Origin of the sequence: Streptomyces rhizosphaerihabitans, assembly GCF_025399795.1 — a bacterium.
GTDB lineage: Bacteria > Actinomycetota > Actinomycetes > Streptomycetales > Streptomycetaceae > Streptomyces > Streptomyces rhizosphaerihabitans.
Genome location: NZ_JAODTZ010000047.1, coordinates 1 through 22,072, shown reverse-complemented (window position 1 = coordinate 22,072; position 22,072 = coordinate 1). Strand labels below are relative to the sequence as shown.

The window sequence follows — 22,072 nt, the reverse complement described above, 5'->3', positions numbered from 1 at the left end:
CTCAAGCATCCCAGAGCGCTCCCAGCGACATGAGGTCGCTCTGGTACTCGATGCGGTCGGCCCAGGCCGTCGGCCAGGCCTCCGAGCCGTGGTAGGCGCCCGCGAACGCCCCGGTCAGGCAGGCGATGGAGTCGGAGTCGCCCGAGGTGCAGGCGGCCCGGCGCAGCGCGGTGACGGGTTCGTCGGCGAACATCAGGAAGCACAGCAGGCCGGTGGCGAGCGCCTCCTCGGCGATCCAGCCCGCGCCGGTGGCCAGGCAGGGGTCGTCCTCGGGAGAAACGGTGCGCACGGCGTTCCGGAGGTTGTCCAGGACTGCGATGCACTCGTCCCAGCCGCGGGAGATGTACTGCTCCGGTGTGGCGTCGTGGCAGAAGGTCCACAGGTCGCCGAGCCAGCGGGAGTGGTAGCGGTGCCGGTTCTCGTGCGCGTACGAGCGCAGCAGACCGATCAGGGCCGCCGGCTCGACGCCCTGGCTGAGCAGCCGGACGGCGTGCGCGGTGAGGTCCGAGGCGGCGAGCGCGGTGGGGTGGCCGTGGGTGAGCGCGGCCTGGAGCTGTGCGGCGCCCGCGCGCTGTTCGTCACTGAGCCCGCCGACGAGTCCGACGGGTGCCACGCGCATGTTGGCGCCGCAGCCCTTGGAGCCGGTCTGACTGGCCTCCTGCCAGCGGAGTCCGTCGTTCTTGAGGAGGTTGCAGGCGACGAGGCAGGTGCGGCCGGGGGCGCGGTTGTTCTCGGGCGACTGGTACCAGTCCACGAACTCCTCGCGCACCGGCCGTTCCATCCGCAGCGGGCCGAGCAGACCGCGGTCCATGGCGGTGCGCAGTCCCTTGGCCAGCGCCAGTGTCATCTGGGTGTCGTCGGTGACGATCGCGGGCCTGGGCAGTGCCATCTGCCGCCAGGGGCCGCACTTCTCGAGGATGTCGGGCACGGTGTTGAACTCGGTGGGGAACCCGAGCGCGTCGCCGAGGGCCAGGCCGATAAGGGAACCGGTGGCGGCGCGCTTCGCTAGGGTCGTGCTGGTCATCGGGGCCGTCCTTACGAGGTGGGACGCAGCAGGGGTGGGTGCAGAACCTTGGCGCCGCCCGCGCGGTAGAGGGCGGCGGGTTTGCCGCGGCCGCCGGTGAGACGCGCGGCACCGGGGACCTGTTCGACGAATCCGGGCGTGGCGAGGACCTTGCGCCGGAAGTTGGGCCGGTCGAGCGCGGTGCCCCACACCGTCTCGTAGACGTGCTGCAGCTCTCCGAGGGTGAACTCGGGCGGGCAGAAGGACGTGGCGAGACAGGAGTACTCCAGTTTGGCGCCCACGCGTTCGTGGGCGTCCGCGAGGATCCGGTCGTGGTCGAAGGCGAGCGGACCGAGCGCATTGAAGCGCAGCCACTGGGCCTGCGCCGCGTCACCGCCGCCGTGGGGTTCGGGAGCGTCGGGCAGCAGCGCGGCGAACGCGACGGAGACGATCCGCATACGAGGGTCGCGGTCGGGTTCGCTGTAGGTGCGCAGCTGTTCCAGGTGGAGTCCCGAGATGTCCGACAGACCGGTCTCCTCGGCGAGTTCACGCCGGGCCGCCGCCTCCGCCGACTCGCGGGGCAGCACGAAGCCGCCGGGCAGGGCCCAGCGGCCGGCGTACGGTTCCCGGCCCCGCTCGACGAGCAGCACCTGGAGTGCGCCCGCGCGCACCGTCAGGACGGCCAGGTCGACGGTGACGGCGAAGGGCTCGAAGGCGTACTTGTCGTAGCCCTCGGGTGCCGCGCCCCCCGGCGCACGGCTTTCCCCTGTCGCCACCCCCACACCCCCTCTTTATGGTCAGTCTGACCATGGTCAGTACGACTATAAAGGGGGTGAGAGGATGTCAACAAGGCTTTCGGCCAGGGAAGTTGCGGTTTCCCGGCGCCGGTACGGAAGCCATGGCGGCCTTGCGTGCCGGGGTGGCGGAGGACGGGCCGATCGCTAGACCCGGGCGCGCGACGTCTCCGGCTGCCGGACCTCGGCGCGGTGCGCGTCCGGTCCCTGCGCCCGAGCGCGCGCCGGAGCGAGGGCGGCCACGAGCGCTCCAGCGGCCGCGACTCCCGCCGAGACCCACAGCGCCGGACCGCAGCCGTTGACGAAGTCGTCCGCCGAGCCGTAGCCCCCGTAGCGCGTGAACACGGCCGCGGCGACGGCGATCCCGAAGACCCCGCCCAGCTCGCGCAGCGCGTTGTTGACGCCGGCGGCGACACCCGCGTCGGCGGGCGGCACCGAGGAGGTCACGGCGTTCGCGACCGTGGGGAAGACCATGGAGATACCGATGCCCGCGACGATCAGCGGCAGCACCAGCCGTCCGTAGCCGACACCGGGCTGCACCTGCCAGGCCAGCAGTCCGAGGCCTGTCGCCTGGAGAACGAGTCCGCCGAGCATGAAGGGCCTGTTCCCGAACCGGTCGGCGAGCGCGCCCGCGAGCGGTGCCACGAGCAGGGGCATGCCGGTCCACACCAGAATGCGGACGCCGGCCTGCAACGGCGAGTTGCCCAGCCCGAGTTGGAACAGCTGCGTGATCATGAACAGAGAGCCGAGCAGCGACATGAACGTCAGGAAGGCGACGCCGTTGGCAGTGGAGAAGGCGCGCCGCCGGAAGTACCCGAGCGGCAGCATCGGGTAGCGCGCCCCCGACCGCTCCCAGCCGAGGAAGGCCGCCGTGAAGACGACTCCGACGGCCAGCGCGCCCAGAACCTCGGCGCTCCCCCAGCCCGCCTGCGGGGCCCGCACCGGTGCCCAGGCGAGGCCGGTCAGTCCGACGGCGGCCAACAGCAGCCCCAAGACATCGAGTTGCGGACGGGGGCCGCGGCTCTCGCGCAGTTTCAGCGCGGCCAGCGGCAGCATCGCGAGCCCGGTCGGCACGTTCAGCCAGAAGATCCACTGCCAGGACAGGCCCTCGGTGACGGCGCCTCCCAGCACGGGACCGGCCGCGACACCGAGGCCGGTCACCCCACCCCACACTCCGATCGCGACGCCCCGCTTCTCGGCCGGGAACGCCTCGCTGATCAGGGTCAGGGTGAGCGGCAGCAGGACGGCGGCGCCGGCTCCCTGAAGCACCCGCGCGGCGATGAGCTGGCCCGGCCCCGGGGCGAGCGCCGCGAGGGCCGAGGCCAGCGTGAAGACGGCGAGCCCGACGACGTACATGCGCCGCCGCCCGAAGCGGTCGCCGAGCGCGGCACCGGTCAGGGTGAGGCAGGCGAACACGAGGTTGTACGCGTTGATCGTCCACTCCAGGTCGGACAGGCTCGCCCCGAAGTCGGCCCGCAGGGCGGGCAGGGCGGTGGCCACGACGACCACGTCGAGAGAACAGAGCAGCGCCCCGAGTCCGGCCAGGATCACGGTCCATACACGCGGTGCGGGCACGGCGGACGGCTGCTGGACGGGAGCGCGTGCGGCGGTTTCGGTCATGACGGTTCCTTCCGTGAGGATCGATCACGGAAGACGGACCGGACCCGCGCCGAAAAGGAATCGCGGCTGCGGGCGCCGGCCGAGGAAGGCGAGGAGCAGGCCGCCGGGCAGGGTCCGCGGCGGTACGCCGACGGGGTCGGCGAAGCGCACACCGCGGTCGGCGTCCGCGACCACGAGGTGCGCGAGAGGCAGCAGTTCCACGGCGAGCGCGGACGGGATCGGCCGCCCCCGCCCGCAGGCCCGCGCGACGTCCCAGCCGTGCACCGCGATCTCCAGGGCGCCGACGGCCACCAGCAGCCCCGCGTCGAGGGACCGGTCCCCCACGGCCGGGACGCGCGGCGCCGCGGACACCGCCGTCCAGGCGCCGAGGAGGGCGCCGGCCCGCTCGCGGAAGGCGCACACCGGATCGGCGGCGGGGCGAGCCGGACACAGCCCGACCCGCCCGTCCGCGACGCCTTCGTAGAGCGCTTCCACCGAGTCGTCGAGGTGGCGGAGCAATTCCCCGAGGTCCCACTCGGCGCACGGCGTCGGCCACCGCAGGCCCTCGCGCGGCACGGCGGCGACGCTGCCCAGCGTGTACGCGAACGACCGCTCCAGGAGCTCTCCGGGATTCACGGGAGGATCCGGGGCAGGTCGAAGGCGGCGAACAGCCCCGGGTCCAGGAAGACGGTGAGCCGTGCGACACCGCCCGCCTCGACGGTGAGCACCTGCACGGAGTGCGCTCGCAGCACGCCGTCGATCCCGCGCTCGTAGGCTGCCACGGCGGGCTGCCCGTTGGCCCGGACGGGCACCATGCGGATCCAGCCCGTCCCGCGCCCGGACAGCACCCGTACGCCCAGGAACCGCAGGACGTCCTTCTTGCCGCTGAACCACTCCAGGTGGGGCGGCATCTCCAGCTCGACCCCGTCCCGCAGCAGCCCCAGCAGCGACTCCATGTCGGCGTCCTCGAAGGCCTTCACATAGCGGTCGAGGAGTTCGCGGTCGTCGGTCCCGTCGGGCTCGACCACCAGGTCCTCCTCCGGCGCGACCTCGTCGAGCCGGGCACGCGCGCGCTGGAGGGTGCTCTTGACCGCCGCGGTCGACGTGTCGAGCAGGGCGGCCACCTCGGAGGCCCGCCAGGCCAGCACGTCCCGCAGGATGAGCACGGCCCGCTGCCGCGCGGGCAGGTTCTGCAGCGCGGCGACCAGGGCGAGCCGCAGGCTTCCGCGCGCCGCGACGACGGTCGCCGGGTCGACGAGCCTGTCGGGCAGTGGCTGGAGCCAGGGGATGTCCGTCGCGGGGGCCCGCAGAGGCCCCTCGGGTGCGTCTCCCGGCCCGCCGAGCCCGGTGGGAAGTGGACGGCGCCCTCGCCCCTCCAGGGCCGTCAGACACGTGTTGGTGGCGATCCGGTAGAGCCAGGTGCGCAAGGAAGCCCGGCCCTCGTACCCCTCGTAGGACCGCCAGGCCCGCAGATACGTCTCCTGGACGAGGTCCTCGGCGTCGTCGACCGAGCCGAGCATGCGGTAGCAGTGGGCGAGCAGCTCCCGCCGGTACGGATCGGTCAGCCGGACGAAATCGTCGCGGTCCGTCGTCGCGGTCATCGCCGCTCCCTTCGCTCGCACGGGGCGCACCGGGGCACACCGGTGGTCCGCTCACCGGTACAGACCGCCGGGGAGGCGAAAACGAATCGGCCGGCCCCGGAGAAGTTCCGGGACCGGCCGTCGTACGCGTGGAGCTCCGCGGGACCGCGGGAGCCGTGGGACTCCGGGGCTTCCGGGGTTAGAGACCGACCTCGGCCATGAGCATGCCGACCTCGGTGTTCGACAGGCGGCGCAGCCAGCCCGACTTCTGGTCGCCCAGGGTGATCGGGCCGAAGGAGACGCGCACCAGCTTGTCGACCGGGAAGCCGGCCTCGGCGAGCATGCGGCGCACGATGTGCTTGCGGCCCTCGTGCAGGGTCACCTCGACGAGGTAGTTCTTGCCGGTCTGCTCGACGACCCGGAAGTGGTCCGCCTTGGCGTACCCGTCCTCCAGCTGGATGCCGTCCTTGAGCCGCTTGCCCAGGTCACGCGGGATCGGGCCCTGGACGTGCGCGAGGTAGACCTTCTTCACGCCGTACTTGGGATGGGTCAGCCGGTGCGCCAGCTCGCCGTGGTTGGTGAGCAGGATGACGCCCTCGGTCTCGGTGTCGAGCCGGCCCACGTGGAAGAGCCGCGTCTCGCGGTTCGTCACGTAGTCGCCGAGGCACTGGCGGCCCTCGTTGTCCTCCATCGTGGAGACGACACCGAACGGCTTGTTCAGCGAGAAGAACTGGTACGACTGCGTCGCGACGGTCAGCCCGTCGACCTTGATCTCGTCCTTCTCCGTGTCGACGCGCAGACCCTGCTCCAGGACGATCTGGCCGTTGACCTCGACCCTGGCCTGGTCGACCAGCTCCTCACAGGCGCGCCGGGAGCCGTAGCCCGCCCGCGCGAGGATCTTCTGCAGGCGCTCGCCCTCCTCCTCGGCGCCCGGGAAGGTCTTGGGCAGCTTGATCTCCGGCTTGCCCGCGTACCGGTCGCGGTTGCGCTCCTCGGTCCGGGTCTCGTACTCGCGGGAGCGCGCGGGCTCGGTACGGCCGCCGCGCTGCTGGCCCTGCTTGGGGCCGCCCTTGGCGCCACCGCGCGCCGAGGCTCCGCGCCCGGACTTCGGGCCTTCGTGCGTGCCCCCGGGGCCTACGTCGTAGCGGCGCTCCTCGGGACGGGGCTTGCTGGGACGCTTCGGCTGATCGTCACGGCCTGCCGCCGCACTCCTCGGCTGGGAGCCGCTCCCACCCGTCCCACGGGTGCCGCTCCCACCGGCTCCACGAGGGTTGCCGCTCCCGCCGGCTCCACGAGGGTTGCCGCTCCCACCGGCTCCACGCGAGCCGCCGCCCCCGCCGGTCCCACGCGGGTTGCCGCTGCCACGCGAGCCGCCGCCCCCGCCGGTCCCACGGGGACTGCCGCTCCCGCGCGAACCGCCGCTCCCACCGGTTCCCCGCGGGTTGCCGCTCCCGCTGTTCCTGCCGCTGCCACTGCCACTGCCACTGCCACTGCTTCGCATCAAAGTTCCGTCGTCGTCGTGTCGTCTGCATCTGCATCCGGTGCATCCGGATCGAACGACGGGACCCCTTCCAGCGTCTCGGCCTCGATCGCGTCCGCCTCGGGGAGGAAGGGCGCGAGCTCCGGGAGCTCGTCCAGACCGCGCAGGCCCATTCGCTCCAGGAAGTAGTTCGTCGTCGTGTACAGGATCGCACCTGTTTCGGGTTCCGTGCCCGCCTCCTCGACCAGACCGCGCTGAAGGAGGGTGCGCATCACGCCGTCACAGTTGACTCCGCGGACCGCCGAGACCCTGGATCGGCTGACCGGCTGGCGGTACGCGACGACGGCGAGCGTCTCCAGGGCCGCCTGGGTGAGCCGGGCCTGCTGACCGTCCAGGACGAAGCGTTCGACGGCACTCGCGTACTCGGGACGCGAGTAGAAGCGCCAGCCGCCCGCGATCAGCCTGAGCTCGAAACCGCGGCCCTGGACGGTGTATTCGTCGGCCAGCGCGCGCAGTGCGTCCGCGATCTGCCGCTTGGGCCGCTCGAGGATCCTGGCGAGGTGTTCCTCGGTGGCCGGCTCGTCCACCACCATCAGGACGGCCTCCAGGGCGGGCCCGAGACCGAGGTCGGCGACGGTGCGCGGCCCCGCGGGGGTGTGGGTGGTCTCCTCGCTCACGCCTTCTCCTCCTTGGTGCCGCGCCCTGTCTCGCCCTTCACCGCTTCCGGGGGCCGGTCGAACTCGTCGGTCACCTTCGGCCGGTCGTCGCCCTCCCCGCCCGTCCAGCGCACCATGAGGTCCCCCAGGGCCTCCTCCTGGTCCAGGGCGACGACCTTCTCCCGGTAGAGCTCCAGCAGGGCCAGGAAGCGGGCGACCACCGTGAGGGTGTCGTCGGTGTCCTCGACGAGCGAGCGGAAGCTGGCCTCGCCGAGTTCCCGGAGCCGCGCCACCACGATCCGGGCCTGTTCCTGCACGCTGACGAGCGGCGCGTGGATGTGGTCGACATACACCTGCGGCTTGGGCTTCGGCTGCATCGCCTTCACGGCGAGCTTCGCGAACCCCTCCGCTCCGATGCTGATGACGACCTCGGGCAGCAGTTCGGCGTACTGCGCCTCCAGGCCGACGGTACGGGGGTAGCGGCGGGCCTCCTCTTCGAGACGCGCGTTGAAGATGTCCGCGATCTGTTTGTACGCGCGGTACTGGAGCAGCCGCGCGAACAGCAGGTCCCGCGCCTCCAGGAGGGCCAGATCGGCCTCGTCCTCGACCTCGGCGGTCGGCAGCAGCCGGGCCGCCTTCAGATCGAGCAGCGTCGCCGCGACGACCAGGAACTCGGTGGTCTGGTCGAGGTCCCAGTCCGGGCCCATCGCCCTGATGTGCGCCATGAACTCGTCGGTGACCTTGGAGAGCGCCACCTCCGTGACGTCGAGCTTGTGCTTGGAGATCAGCTGGAGCAGCAGATCGAAGGGCCCCTCGAAATTCGAGAGCCGCACCTTGAAGACACCGTCACCGGAGTCGGCGGGAACGTCGGAGCCCCCCTCCGGGGGCACCGCGGACCCCGGAGCCGGGCCGGACGCCTTCCCTGGCGTCGCCGAACGCTCGACGGGCGGCTCGGGCGAGGCGGACGGCACGGACACGCCCGCGGACATCGCGGCCGGTTCAGTGCCCGCCCCGGGCACCCCGGACGGCTCGGCGGGCTTCCCCCGCGGCTCGGTGGCGCTCAGGGGTGCCGGGCGCGTCGCGGCCGGTTCAGTGCCCTCCCCGGGTGCCCCGGGCGGCACGACCGGCGTCTCAGACCTGGCGAACGGCCCAGGTTCCTCCGCCGACGCCTCAGGCGGCTCCGCCGGCATCCCGGGCATCACGGACGGCTCAGGGCCTCCTCCGGGCGTCCCGGAGGGCTCGGACGGTGTCCCGGGCCCTCCGGGCCTCTCGGCGCCCTCTGGGGGCGGCCCGGGTGGCTCGGTGGACGGGCCGGACGGCTCGGTGGGGGTCAGCGTCGGCTCGGCCGGGCTCGGGGGTGGCGGGGGCGCCTCGGCGACCTCTGCCACCTCTGCGGCCGCCGCCGATCGCTCCAGCGGCCCCGCGGGCCTCGCGGACCGCTCAGGGCCGCCTCCAGGCGTCCCGGGCGGTTCCCCCGAGGTCCTGGGCATCACGGACGGCTCAGGGCCTCCTCCGGGCGTCCCGGAGGGCTCGGACGGTGTCCCGGGCCCTCCGGGCCTCTCGGCGCCCTCTGGGGGCGGCCCGGGCGGCTCGGTGGACGGGCCGGACGGCTCGGACGGTGTCTCGACGGGGGCCGGCGCGGTCCCCGGGCCACGCCCCAGCGCACGCCGACGACCGCCGGAGGCGGCGGACGGGGGCGGGACGTTCGAGGTCATAGCCGTCGAAGGCTACCGCTACCGCCCGCGCAGCCGTCGTACGAGAATGCTCGCGTCCCCGCGGGATTCCAGATCGGCGAGGACCACGGCGACCGCCTCGCGGACGATCCTCCCGCGGTCGACGGCGAGGCCGTGTTCCCCACGGAGCACCAGGCGCGCGTGCTCGAGGTCCATCAGCTCCTCGGCGGACACGTACACCGTGATCTTCTCGTCGTGCCGCTCCCGCCCGCTGGGCCGGCGGTTCGCGGCGCGCCCCCGCTTGCGGGACGACTGCACGGACGTGGAAGGGGCGGCAGAGCCTTCCTGCACCGACTGACGCCGCCCCGAGCGGTCCGGGGCACCGCCCCGGCTGCGGGACTCTCCCGCGTCGGACGACTCGGCGCCGGCGGCGACATGTTCGTCGCCCTCCCCGTCACCGCCCTGGACGGGCACCGACTGGGGCGCGTCCTCCCCGGCCGCCGCGTCGCTCTCGCCGGCCGGAGCCGGCACCCGGGCCTCGCCGTTGGTCCGACGGTTGGGGGTGGACGACTGGAGCGCCATGCCCCCGGTGGTACGGAACAGTTCGTCGGCCCCCGGGAGACTCACTCGGCGTGACACCGGGCGAGCACCTCCCTGGCGAGCTGACGATAGGCGGCGGCACCGACGGAGTTGGAGGCGTACGTGGTGATCGGCTCACCGGCGACCGTGGTCTCCGGGAAGCGGACGGTCCGGCCGATCACGGTGTGGTAGACGTGATCGTCGAAGGCCTCGACGACGCGCGCGAGCACCTCACGGCTGTGCACCGTGCGGGAGTCGTACATCGTGGCGAGGATGCCGTCGAGCTCCAGCTCGGGGTTGAGCCGTTCCTGGACCTTCTCGATCGTCTCGGTGAGCAGTGCGACACCGCGCAGCGCGAAGAACTCGCACTCCAGCGGCACGATCACCTTGTGGGCCGCCGTCAGCGCGTTCACGGTGAGCAGGCCGAGCGAGGGCTGACAGTCGATCACGATGTAGTCGTAGTCGGCCATCAGCGGCTTCAGGGCACGCTGCAGCGTGGACTCGCGGGCGACCTCGCTCACCAGCTGTACTTCGGCGGCGGACAGGTCGATGTTGCTGGGCAGCAGGTCCATGTTCGGGACCGCCGTCTTCAGGAGCACCTCGTCGGCCGCCATGCCCCGCTCCATGAGCAGGTTGTAGACGGTGAGGTCGAGCTCCATCGGGTTGACGCCGAGACCCACGGACAGCGCGCCCTGCGGGTCGAAGTCGACGAGCAGCACCCGGCGTCCGTACTCCGCGAGCGCGGCCCCCAGGTTGATGGTCGACGTGGTCTTGCCCACGCCGCCCTTCTGGTTGCACATCGCGATGATCGTCGCGGGGCCGTGACTGGTCAGCGGACCCGGGATCGGGAAGTAGGGCAGCGGGCGTCCGGTCGGTCCGACGCGCTCACGGCGCTGACGGGCCGCGTCGGGCGCGAGCGTGGCCGCGTACTCCGGATCGGGCTCGTACTCGGCGTCGGGGTCGTAGAAGTGCCCCTCGGGCAGTTCGTCGTAGTCGGCGAAGTGGGTGTGGTTCCCGCCACTTCCGTTGCCGGCCATGGCGTTCACGTGATGGCCATCCATGCTCGGGTGTGCTGTCTGAGTCATCCGGGGACTCTGATGGGCTGCGAAGGTGCGGACAGCGACGGAGCCGACAGCCTCGAGCCCCGTGGGGCTCTGGCCCCGCGCCGGCATTCCTGGTTGACCACCCCCGGGAGTAAATGTCGACTCATTCACAAGTCGTCTTACCTCCTTGGTGACCAGGAAACTTCTCGATAGGTCAGCGTGGCACCATGCCGACGGTTGGCGACTCTATGGCGTGTCACCGGTCCGCAGCAACACAATCCGCCGGACCCGACCCGATGTGTCGGCAACCGAACACCCCTCTGTCAAGGGCGTAAGGCCGTCGCACGGCAGGTTTCACCGGTGTGCGAATCGGTTGAAGAGTTACGTTCGCGGCGAGTTGAACGAGTGTCGCAAAGTGACCCGACACACACCCGGCCGGACCTTGTCGGGCAAGGTCCGGCCGGGTGCGCGGTGTTGACGACCCGTGTTGACGTATCGCCTTTTGTCGGCTTGGAGTCGGCCGCGATGTCGACTCCTGGAGCCGCCGGGAAACTCAGCCGAGCAGGCTCTCCAGCTCGACGTGCTCCAGCCCGTGGGCCTCGGCGACCTCGCGGTAGACAACCTTGCCGTCATGGGTGTTGAGGCCCTTGGCCAGTGCGTCGTCACGGCGCAGCGCCTCGACCCAGCCGCGGTTGGCGAGCTCGACGATGTACGGCAGCGTGGCATTGGTCAGCGCGTACGTCGAGGTGTTGGGCACCGCGCCGGGCATGTTGGCGACGCAGTAGAAGACCGAGTTGTGGACCGGGAAGGTCGGCTCGGCGTGCGTGGTCGGACGCGAGTCCTCGAAGCAGCCGCCCTGGTCGATCGCGATGTCGACAAGGACACTTCCCGCCTTCATCCGCGAGACGAGCTCGTTGGTGACCAGCTTCGGAGCCTTGGCGCCGGGGATCAGCACGGCACCGATGACGAGGTCGGCCTCGAGGCAGGCCTTCTCCAGCTCGAAGGCGTTGGAGACGACGGTCTGGATCTTCGTACCGAAGATCTTGTCCGCCTCCTTGAGCTTGTTGATGTCGCGGTCGAGCAGGGTCACGTGGAAGCCCATGCCGATGGCGATCTGCGCGGCGTTCCAGCCGGAGACGCCACCGCCGATGACGACGGCCTTGGCCGCCAGCACACCCGGGACACCGCCGGGCAGGACACCGCGGCCGCCGTTGGCGCGCATCAGGTGGTAGGCGCCGACCTGCGGAGCGAGACGGCCCGCGACCTCGGACATCGGGGCGAGCAGCGGCAGCGCGCGGCTGGGCAGCTCGACGGTCTCGTACGCGATCGCCGTGGTGCCGGACTCCAGGAGCGCGTCCGTGCACTCCCTGGAGGCAGCCAGGTGCAGGTAGGTGAAGAGCGTCTGGTCCTTGCGGAGCCGGTGGTACTCCTCCGCGATGGGCTCCTTGACCTTCAGCAGCAGGTCGGCGGTGGCCCAGACCTCGTCTGCAGTGGGCAGGATCTGCGCACCGGCGAAGACGTACTCCTCGTCCGTGATCGAGGAGCCGACACCGGCGTTCTGCTCGACGAAGACCTGGTGGCCGTGGCGCACGAGCTCGTGCACGCCGGCGGGGGTGATGGCCACCCGGAACTCGTTGTTCTTGACCTCGCGGGGGATGCCGACCTTCACGTCGATCACGGTCCTTGATTCAGAGGGCTCTGGGGCTATGCATGCCGAGGCGATGCAAGCCAGGCAATGCATGTCATACCCGACGTACGGGAGCACACCGGGAGACACCACGGAAGAACGCGGCGGAGCCAGTCTAATGAAGGGGTTCTCTCTGTCTAGCCTTTCAATGCATCAATCTTCAGCGGATGCACTGCGGATTTCGTAGGCGTTAGCGTCGTGTTCCATGCCGGATGCGCTCTCCGGGAGCTCATCTCCCAGCATGCGCTCGGCCGCCGCGCGGTGCAGCCGGGCGGCGGCCGGGTCGCCGAGCCGGTCCAGAGTGTCGGCCAGCCTGAGCTGCAGCGCGGCCTGCAGGCGTGCGTCGTCCGCGCGACGCGCCCATTCGACCGCCTCCTGGCAGGTGCGCAGCGACTCCTCGGGCCGCCCCGCGTACTCCTGGACGCGCGCCATCTCGCTCAACGCCCTTGCCTGGGAGGCGACATCACCGTTCTTGCGGTGCCCGGCGACCGCGGCGCGCCAGTTGACCTGCGCCTCGCCGTAGCGACCCGCGTAGGTGTGCACGGTGGCGATGCGCCCGTACAGCCGGGCGGCGTCCACACGCTCGTCCCGCGCGAGCCGCTGGGCGAGCGCCCTGCCGTACCAGTCGGCGGCCCGGTCGTGGTCCCCGAGCTCCTGGTGGGCACCGCCTACGGATTCCATCGCGCGGCCGGTCGCGTACGGGTCGTTCGCCTCGCGTCCGGCGTCGAGCGCGGCACGGTAGCGGGCGAGGGCGTCGGTCCTGCGGCCGGTCTGCGCGTCCAGATCGGCCAGATTGAGCAGGGCCGCGGCCTTCTCGCGGGGCAGGTTCCGGCGTTCGGCGACATCCAGGACGAGCCGGTGGATCCCGTACAGCTCGGACGCCGCGGCCCGGGTGCCGAAATGGACGACCATCGCCCGCACCAGGGCGGCCATCAGCCGTCGGGCAAGGGTGTCCAGCTCCCCGTCGGCGACCGCCAGCCGGGCCGAGGCGAGCAGCGCGGGCTGCCGGACGCGCAGCCAGTCCTCTGCCGCCCGGGGGCTGGAGAAGCGCAGGGCACGCGGCATTCCGGCGAGCTTCTCGCGGGCCGGCGAGCTGTCGGTCTCGGTGATGGCACGGCAGGACACCAGCAGCCGTACGGTCCGTTCCAGCATCCGGGCGCGGGCCAGCTGCACCTCGGCGGGCCGGTCATGGGTGTCGACGAGCGCCCGGAGCAGTGGCTGGAAACAGCCGGGGACCTCGTACTGCGGCAGCGGCGAGGGAACCGCCCGCAGCAGGCCGAGGGCGACGAATTCGTCCAGCGCGGTGTGTGCCGCCTGGACCGAGCAGCCGGCCAGCGCGGAGGCGGTGTGCGGATCGACGAGGCCCGCGGGGGCCAGCGAGAGCAGTCGCAGTATCCGCGCCGAGGTGCTCGGCAGGGAGGCGTACGAGAGCCGGAAGACACGGGCCAGCGGGGTGCCGTCCTCGCCCTCGGTGCGCAGCTGCTTGGCGAGGTCGGCGACGGCGGAGGCAGGGCGCGCTGCGAGCCAGCCGCCGGCCAGCACCAGCGCGGTGGGCTGGCCCGCGCACAGTTCGACCAGCCCTTCGGCGGCGAGCGGGTCGACGGTGATGCGCACCGAGCCGGTGAAGTGGTCGAGGAGTTCGAGGGCGGACTTGGTGTCCAGGCCGCCGAGGGTGCAGGGGCGGACGTCCGCGATGCCGGTCAGCGGCCCGCCGGAGACGGCGATGACCAGGCAGTCCGGGGAGTCGGGCAGCAGCGCGTCGACCTGTTCGGCGTCTGCCGCGTCATCGAGCAGGAGCACCGCCCGGCGGATCGCGAGGGCCTCGCGCAACCGCTCGCCGAGGTCGTCGGCGTCGGCTCCGGGGGGCGTGGACAGTCCGAGGGCGGTGAGCAGTTCCCGCGCGGTGGCCTCGGTGGACACCGGCGTGCCGTCGGGTTCGGTGAGCCGGGCGCGCAGTATGCCGTCGGGGTAACTCTCGGCGACCTGCGCGGCGAGCTGAGCGGCGAGCGCGCTGCGGCCGGAGCCGGGCTTGCCCGCGATGAGCAGCACCCTGGCCCGCGGGGCCTTGCGGCCGGCGATGGTGTCGAGGCCCGCCCGCTCGATGTCCGCCCGGAGTTCCTTCAACTCTCTTGCACGGCCCAGGAACTGACTCTTCGTAGGAGCGGACCCGGCAGCCGGGCGCTGCCCCTTGGCCGACACCTTGGTGCCGCCGTCGTCCACTGCCTGATCCGCCACGGGCCACGCTCCCGTTCCACTGCACGCGCAAGCCCGCCGGGACTCCGGTTCGGGCGTTTCCAGAGCCTAGTTCACGCTCTGCGACGATCCGGGCGGAGCGCGACGGAGACGTCCCCCGATCGGATCAGCCGATCGTAGGACTGGCATCCCCGGATGGGCGTATACGGCCCGTCCGGGGCGGAGCAGCGGGACGGCGGAGTCGCTCCAGCGGCGGGATCAGGCCTCGAAGGGGCGTGCGGGCCACGGTGCCCCGGCCGGGCGCAGCGCCTCGAGTCCATCGCCCTGCCGCGCGGCAACGAGCGAGAGGACGCCCACGACCAGGCAGTTGTTGTGCAGATCGCCGGCCAGCACACCGCGGACGAGTTCGCCGAGAGGGACGCGGGCCAGCTCCATGTCGGCCTCCTCGTCCTCGACCTCGAACCGCTCGCCCTCCACCTCGGAGAGATCGCGGGCCAGGAAGATCCGGATGGCTTCGTCGCAGCCGCCGGGCGTGGTGTAGACGTCGGTCAGCACGCCCCAGCTCTCCGCCTTGACGTGCGCCTCCTCGTACAGCTCGCGCTGGGCGGCGTGCAGCGGGTTCTCACCGGGGATGTCGAGCAGACCCGCCGGGATCTCCCAGAGCTTCTGGCGCACCGGGTGGCGGTACTGGCGCAGGATCACGACGCGGTCCTCGGCGTCCAGGGCGAGTACGGCCACCGAGCCCGGGTGGACCTGGTAGTCGCGGCGCACGACCGATCCGTCGGGCATGACCACGTCGTCGGTGCGCACCGAGGTCTTGTTGCCCTTGAAGGGGGTCTCGGTCGCCCGGACCTCCCACTCCTCGGGGGTGTCCTTGATCGTCATGGCCTGTCCTCCCACACGCAGAAAGAGTCCGGTCCGGTGACGGAACCGGGGCACGCGCCCGCGGGAACACCCGCGGACCCGCACCCCGGTCACCGTACAACCTGGTTCTGCTCGGCCTTACTTGCCCGTCTTGCGCGCCACCGCGGCCTTGACCAGGCCCGCGAAGAGCGGGTGCGGCCGGGTCGGGCGGGAGCGCAGCTCGGGGTGCGCCTGCGTCGCGACCAGGTACGGGTGGACATCGCGCGGGTACTCGACGTACTCGACGAGCTTGCCGTCCGGGGAGGTGCCGGAGAACTGCAGGCCGGCCTTCTTCTCCAGCTCGGCGCGGTAGGCGTTGTTCACCTCGTAGCGGTGCCGGTGGCGCTCCTCCACGTACTCCTTGCCGTCGTACACCTCGCGCACGATCGAGCCCTCGGCGAGCTTGGCCGGATACATGCCCAGGCGCATGGTGCCGCCCATGTCGCCCTCGCCCGCCACGATGTCGAGCTGCTCGGCCATCGTGGAGATGACCGGGTGGCCGGTGCCGGAGTCGAACTCGGTGGAGTTGGCGTCGGGGATGTCGGCCAGGTTGCGCGCGGCCTCGATCACGATGCACTGCAGGCCGAGGCACAGGCCGAGCAGCGGGATCTTGTTCTCGCGGGCGTACTGGATCGCGCCGACCTTGCCGGACACGCCGCGGTCGCCGAAGCCGCCGGGGATGCAGATCGCGTCGACGTCGCCGAGCTGCTTGGCCGCGCCCGCGGGGGTCTTGCAGTCGTCCGAGGTGACCCACTTGATCTTGACGCGGGCCTTGTTGGCGAAACCGCCGGCGCGCAGCGCCTCGGTGACCGAGAGGTAGGCGTCGGGCAGGTCGATGTACTTGCCGACGAGCGCCATGGTGATCTCGTGGACCGGGTTGTGGACGCGGTCGAGCAGGTCGTCCCAGGTCGTCCAGTCCACGTCACGGAACGGCAGGTCCAGCTTGCGGACGACGTAGGCGTCCAGGCCCTCGGTGTGCAGGACCTTCGGGATGTCGTAGATCGACTTGGCGTCGATCGCCGCCACCACGGCGGCCTCGTCGACGTCGCACATCAGCGAGATCTTGCGCTTGATGGCGGTGGGCACCTCGCGGTCGGCCCGCAGCACGATCGCGTCCGGCTGGATACCGATGTTGCGCAGCGCCGCGACCGAGTGCTGCGTCGGCTTGGTCTTCAGCTCACCGGACGGGCCGATGTACGGGAGGAGCGAGATGTGCACGACGAACACGTTGTCGCGGCCGACCTCGTGACGGACCTGGCGGACCGTCTCCAGGAAGGGCAGGGACTCGATGTCGCCGACCGTGCCGCCGACCTCGGTGATGACGACGTCGACGTCGTCGGTCGCCATGCGGCGGATGCGGTGCTTGATCTCGTTGGTGATGTGCGGGATGACCTGCACGGTGTCACCGAGGTACTCGCCGCGCCGCTCCTTGGCGATGACGGTGGAGTACACCTGGCCGGTGGTCACGTTGGCCGAGCCGTCCAGGTCCACGTCGAGGAAGCGCTCGTAGTGCCCGATGTCCAGGTCCGTCTCGGCGCCGTCGTTGGTGACGAACACCTCGCCGTGCTGGAACGGGTTCATGGTGCCCGGGTCGACGTTCAGGTACGGGTCGAGCTTCTGCATCGTGACGCGCAGACCCCGCGCCTTGAGCAGCGCGCCCAGGCTGGAGGCGGTCAGTCCCTTGCCGAGGGAGGAGGCGACACCCCCGGTGACGAAGATGTGCTTGGTCGTCGTGGCTGTGCTGTTTCGAAAAGCACTGGGCGGCATGGCCAAGAGGGGGCTCCCGTGGTCGCGGTCTGGGGTGCGTGCCGGCGTGGGGCCCGGAGATTTCCGGGGGTGCCGTCGCTGCGGTTCGGGGGTTTCTTGCCCACCGGTCCACGGGCTACCAGGGTATCAGCGACCGGACGAGGCCGCTTCCGGCCACGCTCCGTGCACACCCGGGCACACACCTCGCACACCGCTCACTCGATCGGCTCAGCCGGGTTGCCCGGAGCAGCACGCGGATCTCCCACGTGCGTCGTATCCTGCTCGGACACTCGCTGCCGAGCCTTCCGGCACACGGCACCATCCCGCACGTATCCGGAACAAAGAGGGCCTGTCAGTTCGTTTCGAGACGACAATCGCATCGCCCATCGCACCGACAACTGACGTTTCGCAGCGACGCATGACGGACGTCCCCCATCATCGACGTTCCGCAGGTATCGACCATCCCATTGCCTACTGTTCCGCAGTACCTACGTTCCCTTTGACCGCAAGAGCGACCGCCCCGCGAAGGGGCGACGTGGCCGTTCGACTGGAGATGCACGTGGCCGGGCGCATCGAGGACTACGCACTCATCGGAGACATGCAGACAGCAGCGCTGGTCTGCCGGGACGGCACAGTCGACTGGCTGTGCCTGCCCCGCTTCGACTCCCATGCCATCTTCGCGGGACTGCTGGGTACGGAGGAACACGGATTCTGGCGGCTCGGACCCGCGCACGCGGCCGACGCCCAGCCCCCCACCGCGAGTCGCCGCCGGTACCACGGCGACTCACTGATCCTCGAATCCGAGTGGGACACACCGCGCGGTACGGTCCGGGTGACCGATTTCATGCCCCCTCGTGACGGCGCACCGCAGCTGATCCGCATCGTCGAGGGCGTCACGGGCCGGGTACCGATGCGCTCCGCGCTGCGGATGCGTTTCTCGTACGGCCGCGTGGTGCCCTGGGTGCATCGGCACGAGGGGCGCACGGTCGCGGTCGCCGGACCGGACTCGGTCTGGTTCGACACGGACTGCGAGACGTACGGCAAGGATCTGACCACGTACGCCGACTTCACGGTGGCGCCGGGCGACCGGATCGCCTTCACAATCTCGTGGGAGCCCTCGCACAAGCAGCCGCCCCCGCTGCCCGAACCGGAGCAGTCCCTTGAGGCGACCGAGGAGTTCTGGCGCGACTGGGTCGACCAGTGCACGTACCACGGCCCCTACCGCGAGGCCGTCGTCCGCTCCCTGATCACGCTGAAGGCCCTGACGTACGCGCCCACGGGCGGCATCGTCGCCGCGCCCACCACCTCCCTCCCGGAGGAGATCGGCGGCGTACGCAACTGGGACTACCGCTACACCTGGCTGCGCGACGCGGCCATCACCCTCTCCTCGCTGCTGCGCACCGGCTACCGCGAGGAGGCCCGCGCCTGGCGCGAGTGGCTGCTGCGCGCGGTCGCGGGCGACCCGGAGAACCTCCAGATCATGTACGGCATCGCGGGGGAACGGGAGTTGGGCGAGGCCGAGCTCGACTGGCTTCCCGGGTACGAGGGTTCGGCGCCCGTACGGGTCGGCAACGGAGCGGCGCACCAGCTCCAGCTCGACGTCTACGGCGAGGTCACCGAGGCCCTGCACCTGGCCCATATGACGGGTCTGTCCCGCAACGACTACGCCTCGCTGCTCCAGTTGAAGCTGATCCGCTACCTGGAGAGCCACTGGGACCAGCCGGACGAGGGAATCTGGGAAGTCCGGGGTCCGCGGCGGCACTTCGTGCACTCCAAGGTGATGGCCTGGGTCGCCGTCGACCGCACCATCAAGCTCATCGAGTCCGGGGACGCGGACGGGCCGCTGGAGAAGTGGCGCGAACTGCGTGACGACATCCACCGGGACGTGTGCGAGAAGGGCTACGACAAGGACCGGAACACGTTCACGCAGTCGTACGGCTCGAAGGAGCTCGACGCCTCGCTGCTGCTCATCCCGCAGATGGGCTTCCTGCCGCCGGACGACAAGCGGGTGATCGGCACCATCGAGGCGATCCAGCGCGAGCTGTCCACCTCGGACGGCTTCATCCTGCGTTATCCGACCTCCGGCGAGAACGCGGGCGTGGACGGTCTCGAAGGCGACGAGGGCGCGTTCCTCGCGTGCTCGTTCTGGATGGCCGACGACCTCGCGATGATCGGCCGGGTCGACGAGGCCCGCAAGCTCTTCGAGCGCCTGCTGGCCCTGCGCAACGACCTCGGGCTGCTGGCCGAGGAGTGGGACCCGCGCCTGCAGCGCCAGGTCGGGAACTTCCCGCAGGCCTTCAGCCACGTTCCGCTGATCGACACGGCCCTGCGGCTGACGGCGAGCGGGGCGTACGGCGGCTGAACCCGCCCCGGATCGGGCGCCCGGGACACCGCCTCCCCGGCGTGCCCGATCCGCCGTACCCGCCTAGCCTGGAAGCAGTCCTGTCCCCTCATGGAAGGGGGCGGCTCCCCATGGCTCCCCTTTCGAAAGCGGGCGCGGCACTGGTCGCACTCCGCGCCGATCTCTCCGGTGACGTGGTCACCCCGGACGATCCGGGGTACGACGAAGCCCGGACGATCTTCAACGCGATGATCGACCGGCGGCCCGCCGTGATCGCGCTGTGCGAGGGCGAGAGCGACGTGTCGCGCGCGGTGCGCTTCGCGCGGGAGCTGGATCTGCCGATCGCGGTGCGGGGTGGCGGCCACAGCGTCTCCGGCATGTCGCTCAACGACGGCGGTCTGGTCATCGACCTCAGCCGGATGCACGCGGTCACCGTCCACCCCGGATCCGAGACCGTACGGGTCGAGGGCGGCGCCGTCATGAGCCATCTCGACCGGGCCGCCCAGCCCTACGGCCTCGCGACCACCGGCGGCCGTGTCTCGACGACCGGCGTCGGAGGCTTCGTTCTCGGCGGCGGCAGCGGCTGGCTGGACCGGTCGCTCGGCCTCGCCGTCGACAATCTGCTCGGGGTCGAGCTGGTGACCGCCGACGGTTCGCCGGTGCGCGCCACCGACCAGGAGAACCCGGAGCTGTTCTGGGCCCTGCACGGCGGCGGCGGGAACTTCGGCGTCGCCACCGCGCTGACCCTCAAGCTGCACCCGCTGCCCGAGTTCTCGATCGCCATGGTGATGTTCCAGCCGGACGCCGGCCCCGACGTGGTCCGCATCTACCGCGAGATCATCGAGAACGGTCCCCCGGAGGCGAGCGGCGGCGTCATCTACCTGACCGGCCCGCCCGAGGAGTTCATGCCCGAGCACCTGGTCGGCAAGCGGCTGTGCGGCGCGCTGGTCGCGTACGCGGGCGGCGAGGACGACATGCGCAAGGTCGCCCAACCGCTGCTGGCGCTGCCGCACGAGGTCGAGATCGTCACCGCCCTGCCCTACCCCGACTTCCAGTGCATGCTCGACGACCCGCCCGGGATGCGGAACTACTGGTCGGCGGAGTACCTGACCGGCGCGCCCGACGACTTCGTGGACGTCTACTGCGCCCTCGGCGACGCCATGCCGGTCCCCACCGGCAACCAGCACGCGCTGTTCCCGCAGGGCGGCGCCATCGCCGCCGGCCCGTCCCGGTTCCCGGTCCCCTACCGGGACGCGCCCTGGGCCGTGCACCCCTTCGGGATCTGGGAGAGCCCCGCCGACGACGAACGGTGCGTCGCGTGGGTCAGGAAGGTCCGCGAGGACGTCCGGCCGTGGAGCACCGGCGCGGTCTATCTGAACTTCATCGGGGACGAGGGCACCGACCGCGTGACGGCCGGCCTCGGCGCCGAGAACCTGCGGCGGCTGGCCGCGGTGAAGGCCGAGTACGACCCGGACAACGTCTTCCGCTTCAACCACAACATCACCCCGGTACCGGTGGCTTGACCGCGGCGTTCCCGGGCCCTCCGGCCCTCGCCGTGTCTGCCGGGGCGCCGCCCGCGACGGAGCCCGGCATGTCCTGCCACCGGCCGGAGATGCCTCCGGAACCCGTCCGCGGGTAGCGTCCGCTGCATGGACAGCCGTTACGACACCCAAGGCGCCGGAATCACCGTGCAGCGGGCGCTTGAGCTGCCCGGACTGCGCAGCGGGCTGCCGGAGATCATCGCGGGGGCCGACCGGCTGCAACGGACCGTGCGCTGGGTGCACGCGGGCGAGGTCCCGAACATCGCCTCGCTGCTCAAGGGCGGCGAACTGCTGCTGACCACGGGCTACGGTCTCGGCACCCGCCCGGCCGACCAGCGCGCGTTCGTCCGCACCCTCGCCGAGCGCGGAATCGCGGCGCTCGTCGTGGAGCTCGGCCCGCGCTTCACCCGGCTGCCCGCCGCGCTCGTGGAGACGGCGCGGTCCACCGGTCTGCCGCTGGTCCAGCTGCATCGCGAGGTGCCCTTCGTGACGGTCACGGAGGAGATCCACACCGAGATCGTCAACGGCCACTACGCGCTGCTCCAACAGGCCGAAGAAGTCCACCGGCGCTGCACCGAGGCCCTGCTCGGCGGCGGCGGAGTGCCTCAAGTCCTGCGCATTCTGGCCGACTTCAGCGGAAACCCGGTCTTCCTGGAGACGGCCGACGGACAGCTCCTGTACGCCGCCGGGGCCGGCTCCACGGGCGCCGACCCGCTCCAGGTCTGGGAGGGGCTGCGCGGCCAGCACAAGGAGGAGCCGCCCGCGGGGACCACCCTGGTGGACGTGCCCGGCGGCGGCCCCGGCACCGGTTCCGTACGGGCCCGCCTGGTTCTGCTGCCGGTCGGCGCGCCGGTCGCCCCGGTGCACCGGATCGCCGCCGAACGGGCCGCCGGCATCCTGGCGGTCGTGCTGATGCAGGCACGCCAGGAGGAGGAACTGGCCGCGCGGGGGCGCGGCGACTTCCTGACCGACCTCGCCGAGGGCCGTATCGAGGCCGAGGACGCGCCCGCACAGGCCCGGGTGCTCGGCTTCAAGCCCGGCGCCGGCCCGCTCCTGCCGGTCGTGATGCGACTCGCCGACGGCCTCGCCCCCGGCGGCGGCTGGGCGGTCCTGGCCCGCGCGGTCGCCGAGGAGCTGGCCTCGGTCGGTGTCCCGGTCCTGCTGGGCGTACGTCCCGTCGAGGGCCGTGTCCCGCTGCTGCTGGGCCTGCGCTCGGAGTCGGAACGGGCGGCCGTCGCGGACCGCGTCGCGGCG

General features: G+C 71.5%; 17 protein-coding genes. 3 read left to right on the top strand and 14 right to left on the bottom strand.

The window, feature by feature from the left end:
* Nucleotide 1 precedes the first annotated feature (1 nt).
* The 14 genes from N4G66_RS34190 to N4G66_RS34125 all read right to left on the bottom strand — a co-directional run bounded on the left by N4G66_RS34190 (nt 2) and on the right by N4G66_RS34125 (nt 16,957).
* On the bottom strand, nt 2-1,024 hold the full coding sequence (locus N4G66_RS34190) for an ADP-ribosylglycohydrolase family protein (RefSeq protein WP_261708175.1): 1,023 nt from the start codon (nt 1,022-1,024) through the stop codon (nt 2-4).
* An 11-nt stretch (nt 1,025-1,035) separates the two neighbouring features.
* Nucleotides 1,036-1,779, bottom strand: a complete 744-nt coding sequence (locus tag N4G66_RS34185) for an NUDIX hydrolase (RefSeq protein WP_261708174.1) — start codon at nt 1,777-1,779, stop codon at nt 1,036-1,038.
* A gap of 165 nt (nt 1,780-1,944) precedes the next feature.
* A complete protein-coding gene (locus N4G66_RS34180; RefSeq protein WP_261708173.1) occupies nt 1,945-3,417 on the bottom strand; it encodes an MFS transporter in 1,473 nt (490 codons plus the stop codon).
* A gap of 24 nt (nt 3,418-3,441) precedes the next feature.
* Entirely contained in the window at nt 3,442-4,032 is a 591-nt protein-coding gene (locus N4G66_RS34175) for a TIGR03086 family metal-binding protein (RefSeq protein ID WP_261708172.1), read from the bottom strand.
* Nucleotides 4,029-4,997 carry a sigma-70 family RNA polymerase sigma factor gene (locus tag N4G66_RS34170; RefSeq protein ID WP_391858936.1) on the bottom strand — a complete coding sequence of 323 codons (969 nt, stop codon included), beginning with the start codon at nt 4,995-4,997 and terminating at the stop codon, nt 4,029-4,031. Before N4G66_RS34170 ends, N4G66_RS34175 begins: the two co-directional genes overlap by 4 nt.
* Before the next feature lie 178 nt (nt 4,998-5,175).
* Nucleotides 5,176-6,477 carry a pseudouridine synthase gene (locus N4G66_RS34165; protein ID WP_261708170.1) on the bottom strand — a complete coding sequence of 434 codons (1,302 nt, stop codon included), beginning with the start codon at nt 6,475-6,477 and terminating at the stop codon, nt 5,176-5,178.
* The gene (gene scpB / locus N4G66_RS34160) at nt 6,477-7,133 is read right to left on the bottom strand and encodes an SMC-Scp complex subunit ScpB (protein WP_261708169.1); all 657 of its coding nucleotides are present in this window, start codon (nt 7,131-7,133) and stop codon (nt 6,477-6,479) included. The genes N4G66_RS34165 and scpB overlap by 1 nt, the downstream gene beginning before the upstream one ends.
* On the bottom strand, nt 7,130-8,302 hold the full coding sequence (locus tag N4G66_RS34155; RefSeq protein ID WP_315903730.1) for a segregation and condensation protein A: 1,173 nt from the start codon (nt 8,300-8,302) through the stop codon (nt 7,130-7,132). The genes scpB and N4G66_RS34155 overlap by 4 nt, the downstream gene beginning before the upstream one ends.
* A 543-nt stretch (nt 8,303-8,845) precedes the next feature.
* Entirely contained in the window at nt 8,846-9,424 is a 579-nt protein-coding gene (locus N4G66_RS34150; protein WP_261708167.1) for a hypothetical protein, read from the bottom strand.
* A complete protein-coding gene (locus N4G66_RS34145) occupies nt 9,409-10,536 on the bottom strand; it encodes a ParA family protein (RefSeq protein ID WP_261708166.1) in 1,128 nt (375 codons plus the stop codon). Before N4G66_RS34145 ends, N4G66_RS34150 begins: the two co-directional genes overlap by 16 nt.
* A 424-nt stretch (nt 10,537-10,960) precedes the next feature.
* Nucleotides 10,961-12,085 (bottom strand): alanine dehydrogenase, encoded by a 1,125-nt coding sequence (ald, locus tag N4G66_RS34140; RefSeq protein WP_261708165.1) that lies wholly within the window; start codon nt 12,083-12,085, stop codon nt 10,961-10,963.
* 162 nt (nt 12,086-12,247) lie between these two features.
* Entirely contained in the window at nt 12,248-14,329 is a 2,082-nt protein-coding gene (locus tag N4G66_RS34135) for a tetratricopeptide repeat protein (RefSeq protein WP_261708164.1), read from the bottom strand.
* 216 nt (nt 14,330-14,545) lie between these two features.
* Nucleotides 14,546-15,172: an NUDIX hydrolase gene (locus tag N4G66_RS34130; protein WP_261708163.1), complete on the bottom strand. Its 627-nt coding sequence runs from the start codon at nt 15,170-15,172 to the stop codon at nt 14,546-14,548.
* 117 nt (nt 15,173-15,289) lie between these two features.
* Entirely contained in the window at nt 15,290-16,957 is a 1,668-nt protein-coding gene (locus N4G66_RS34125) for a CTP synthase (protein WP_261708162.1), read from the bottom strand.
* A 538-nt stretch (nt 16,958-17,495) separates the two neighbouring features.
* On the opposite strand from N4G66_RS34125, the gene N4G66_RS34120 reads away from it, so the two are divergent.
* The 3 genes from N4G66_RS34120 to N4G66_RS34110 all read left to right on the top strand — a co-directional run.
* The gene (locus N4G66_RS34120) at nt 17,496-19,298 is read left to right on the top strand and encodes a glycoside hydrolase family 15 protein (protein WP_261708233.1); all 1,803 of its coding nucleotides are present in this window, start codon (nt 17,496-17,498) and stop codon (nt 19,296-19,298) included.
* Nucleotides 19,299-19,408: 110 nt separating this feature from the next.
* On the top strand, nt 19,409-20,800 hold the full coding sequence (locus N4G66_RS34115; RefSeq protein ID WP_261708161.1) for an FAD-binding oxidoreductase: 1,392 nt from the start codon (nt 19,409-19,411) through the stop codon (nt 20,798-20,800).
* Nucleotides 20,801-20,926: 126 nt separating this feature from the next.
* Nucleotides 20,927-22,072: PucR family transcriptional regulator ligand-binding domain-containing protein (locus N4G66_RS34110; protein WP_261708160.1), on the top strand; the 1,146-nt coding region annotated here is incomplete at its 3' end.